The organism is Endozoicomonas sp. SESOKO3, assembly GCF_024606255.1.
Window position 1 is genome coordinate 1 of sequence record NZ_JAHHPR010000178.1, and the last position, 4,854, is coordinate 4,854.

The 4,854-nt window shown below is 43.8% G+C and carries 3 protein-coding genes; 1 reads left to right on the top strand and 2 read right to left on the bottom strand.

Going from position 1 to position 4,854, the window contains the following annotated elements; genetic code table 11:
• Window positions 1-225 precede the first annotated feature (225 nt).
• Entirely contained in the window at window positions 226-2,922 is a 2,697-nt protein-coding gene (locus KDK18_RS03170; RefSeq protein ID WP_257253154.1) for an autotransporter domain-containing protein, read from the bottom strand.
• 12 nt (window positions 2,923-2,934) lie between these two features.
• Window positions 2,935-3,993: a hypothetical protein gene (locus tag KDK18_RS03175; protein ID WP_257253155.1), complete on the bottom strand. Its 1,059-nt coding sequence runs from the start codon at window positions 3,991-3,993 to the stop codon at window positions 2,935-2,937.
• Window positions 3,994-4,096: 103 nt separating this feature from the next.
• On the opposite strand from KDK18_RS03175, the gene KDK18_RS03180 reads away from it, so the two are divergent.
• Window positions 4,097-4,854 (top strand): alanine--tRNA ligase-related protein (locus KDK18_RS03180; protein ID WP_257253156.1); only part of this gene is annotated, 758 nt, incomplete at its 3' end.

The window sequence follows — 4,854 nt, forward strand, 5'->3', positions numbered from 1 at the left end:
ACCTCCGACCGCCTGGTTCGTAGCCAGGTACTCTATCCAGCTGAGCTACGAGCGCACTGCACCAACGGGAGCGAACTATAGAGATTTAACCCCCTGGAGTCAACGGCATTATGGCAATATTCAAAACTGAACAACAAGGGATAAAACAAAAAAGCCCCGCATCGGCGGAGCCAAAAGTTCAAGTTTGTAACAGACTCTGGTCGTTAAACGCTAATCTGCTACTAATCAGAATTCATAACGGACAGTGGCATTCAAGCTATCTGCCTTGTAGTCACCCATCCAGTTATTGTCATAGTGCAAACTCAGACTCAGGTTGCTCTCCATCTTATAATTAACACCCAAACCGGCTTCGAAGCGATTTTGCTCAGGATCACTGCCTGTGAATGTTAAGGTTTTACCACCTTGAATGAAGGTCACCGTTGTTTCAGGCTTATCAGCCTTAAAGTCGTGATATCCCATCAACACAAACTCAGGCTGAAGCACGCCTCGACCCAATTCGAAATCACCCATAAGCTTCAGACCTGCACCCAGCTCCGTGACTTCGAATTTTTTCATCTTACGTTTCTGAGCCCAATCACCTGTTAGTTTTTCAGTGAGATCATCAAAGTTAACACTGGTGTAGTCGAAGGCGATCTGAGGCTTAAGAGTCCAGCGATTGATCTGATAGTTATAGCCAGCTACGAAACGTGCACCCCAGATAGTGCTATCCACTTTACCTTTGTAAGAAACCTTGTCCAGCTGTACTTTACGTTTGTACTCATTGATTCCCTTACCGTAACTGAACATCGAATCCAGGAAGTAATTACCCTGATTCAATCCTGTATAAAGGGTACCCATATAAGTATCAGTGGTTGCATTACGATGTATGTCGTTTGTCTCAACCTTTGTATCACCCAAAGTGAAGGCAAAACCTACCGTCATCTGTTCATTAAGAGTGCTATCAACACCAAGAGTGACACCGTTAACCTTGACTTCATAACCTTTCAAATCGTCTTTATTATCAAGCTTTCCGTCACTGAAGATGTACTCAGCCCAGAATCCCTGAGACTCATGCATTTCGCCGGTATTCACTCCAGTACGGTTACTGCTGAGACGACGACCAATGGACTCATTAATTTTATTTTGCAAAGCTACCGAAGCACGACCCACTTCGTTATTCAGATCTGGTAACTGCTGGTCAGCAAATAACTTGATGGTTTGCTGCTTTTCCGCCATTGTTACTTGGTTGAACATAGCCTGAGCCGAAGACAGATCGTCAGTAGATAATGCCGATTCGTAGGTAGCTATATACATTTTCGCCTGATTTTCAGACAGGCTATGTTGAGAGCGCAACTTCTGAACGGGATTGCGATCGTACTTCACGTTAATAGAGTACATAGACTTGTTAGTCTTATCACTCTTCGCAAACTCACTGCTGGAAGCATCTAAAAATACAGTACCTGCGTCTGGAGCGACAAAGTCACCTTCAACTGTATCTGCTTCAATAACTGCAATCGAAGTAGCTAAAGCATTACCAGACTTAGCTTCCTCGTACAGATTTTTGGCATTTTCAAAACCTTTTGTAACATCCATACCAGTCAAATCAATTTTGACCTGATTCTCCCCCTTCAACTTCAGGGCACCATCAACACTGGCGTAGGGGACAGACGACACTGATTGATCATATGGATCCACAACCAATAACAGGTTAGCGCCTTTCTCAAACGTTTTGCCCTCCATTGCTAATAGTGAAGGTGCTGACATGGAAACAGGATTACCCTTCGTATCCTGCTTGCTTTGCTTAAACGTCTTAAAGAGTTTCAGTGAACCTTTGGAGTCAACAACCAAAGGAGCAACAACTTTTACCTGCTTAAGGTCAGTAGATTGATAGATAGCCTTTTGAGACTTTATAGTCGCTTCTGCGTTCAGAGTTGTCAGAACTGTAGTATCAGGCTTAACTTCAACCTGACCGGTTACGCGAACTTCCTTTACATGACCGTTTTCTTCTTCACCAAGAACGCCACCGATTTCACCGCCTTTCAAAGTACCTCTTTTCAGAGTAACCGTTGAACCATTGAAGCGCTTTGGATCTTTTTCATCACCGTGTTCAGCAGCAAATCCCTTCAGGTCACCTTCAAAAGTACCACCGTCCAGTACAAAGTTTCTGAAACCGTGGATATCCTTGGACACTTCCTGCTCGAGAGCCAGAGTTACATCTGTATCTTTACCGAGGAACACAGGTTGCGCATTATTAGAGATTGATCGAACAGTCGCTTTGCCTTTCAGGTCAAATGAAGCCAATGGCTTTTCCAGGGTACTGACTTCATCAGCATAAAGCTGAGCGTCTTCGACCAGAACTTTCTCTATGTCTGTCAGGCTGACATAAGAGACAGAACCTTTTCTAACCTCAAACACATCAGGCAGATCTTCAGCTTCAACATCCACAATATGCTTATCAAAGCCATCGTTGGAGCCTTCCATTGACTTTTGGGCATTGAGTCCCTTGACTGGTACAGCTTTGATTTCAATAAGCGTAATTGAGTTTGGCTCTTTGTTATCCTGAACTTTGTCATTACCCTCGAACACATCGGAAGCATTGCTTTCCAGAGCAATCTTGTGTTCTTCCTGGATGCGTAGAAGACTATTACTCAAAACAATATTCTGACCGGCTACAATTCCTTTCCCGCCTTTGACTGAATCGTCTAAGCCTGCATCAACAATAATATCACTGTCTGTGAAGGTGACATTACTGGATGCTGGAGTAACACCATCTTCCGCAACACCTAACTGCCGAACGGTTAACCTAGAACCTTTGACATGAACATCTTCATAGCCTTTTAAGTTAACAGTACCTTTTTTGGCACCTTCGATAACCGCTACTGTGGATTTTCGCGCAACAGGCTGATAAACCTTTTTACCATTCTCACTCTTGGTTGCTTCCATAACTTCCAATTTCTAGGGAAGAACACCAATCAAGTCTACAAAAGTATTAACAGGCTTGATTTTGATTCCATCACTCTCGATATCAACACCCGTTACTTCATCAACATCTTTCAGATAGATGACTGTAGATCGTATAGCTCCATCTTTCGCGACACGTACAGACGTACCTTCTTTAGCAACAAACGCATCGAGTGCTCGTTCCTTTGTACCAAAACCTTGATGCACGACACTGGATTTCTCAGAAAGAACAACGGTACCGTATGCCCTCTTATCAAGAGCGTCTCCAGTCGCAGCTGATGCTATCACAGGCAATGTCTCACCTTCTTTAAAGCCACTACCTAAACCACCCAGTTCAAATACTCTGGTTTTAAAGCCAAGCTCAGCCATTTTACCATTGCCATCCACCATTAATTCAAAGACTTCTTCAACCTTAGCGAGCTTCTCAAGAACTATTTTTCTAACGCCTTCGTCAGATAAGTCCAAGCCTTTTAGTACGATTGCATCGGGAGCCACCTTAATCTTTTTAGCTACATTGGTAGCCTCATCTATCACTTCCTTTTCAATAAGAATGGCATCCTTAATTTTCGCATCTTCAAGTTCTAGCAAGCTTTTTACGTATAAGTCCCTTGCTTGATTAAGGCTTTGTCCAGCGCTTTTAAGGAGCCCCTTATTGAGACCATAATCTTCACCACTGAAGCTGGATTTTGTTTCTGCAGCATCCAATGATTCAAGATCTCTTTGGAATTTTCCCAAAGCAGACTTTTCACGATTTACTAAAGGTTTTTCTTCTGTTGGCTTGCCATCATCAGTGGCAGTGGATGCACTTTTTTCATTCAACAAGAAGAATTCAGGTGCTTCAGCTCGAAGATGCTTCCAAAAGCTGATGTTGAGAAAGAAACGCTCATCATCCGTGTGTTTTTCGTCATACTTAACCTTATAAGTCTGATAGCGAGCAATTGCCATATCAGCCTGTTTTTTCAGCGGATTATCAGCAGCCATTCCCTCCCGAACTTTTACCATTTCGGAAAGATCCAGTTTCTCTGCTGTTTTAAAAAACTCTTTATTATCCACAAAGAATTGAGCCTGCGAATAATCAATGCGACCACCAATTGCCGTGACTACGGCTACGGAAAGCAGTGTCTTTTTAAACACCTGTATGACTCGTGTGAACTATATGAAAAGTGCTGAGATTCGCTCTGCTTTTCTTGAATACTTCAGAGAAAATGGGCATGAAGTTGTACCCAGTAGCTCTCTGGTGCCTCACGACGATCCAACCCTGCTGTTTGCCAATGCAGGTATGAACCAGTTCAAGGAAACATTCCTTGGCAGGGAGCAGCGAACTTATAGACGAGCAACGTCATCCCAGAAGTGTGTTCGCGCTGGTGGTAAGCACAATGACCTGGAAAATGTAGGCTATACCGCTCGTCACCACACCTTTTTTGAAATGCTGGGTAACTTCAGTTTTGGCGACTATTTCAAGCATGACGCCATTCGGTTTGCCTGGACTTTTCTGACTGAAAAACTGCAACTGCCCATTGAGCTTCTCTGCGTTACGGTTTATGAGTCAGACGGTGAAGCTTATAACATCTGGCTGAATGAAATTGGTGTTGCCGCTGAAAATATCATTCGTATTGGCGACAACAAGGGAGCTCCATACGCTTCTGACAATTTCTGGCAGATGGGAGATACCGGTCCTTGCGGACCTTGCACTGAAATTTTTTATGATCACGGTGATCATATCTGGGGTGGTCGGCCCGGAACTCCGGAAGAGGATGGCGATCGTTTTATTGAAATCTGGAACATCGTCTTCATGCAGTACAACCGTCAGCTGGATGGAGTGATGAAGCCTTTGCCAAAGCCCTCGGTGGATACGGGTATGGGACTGGAAAGGATTTCCGCCATTATGCAAGGCGGGCACAGTAACTATGATAT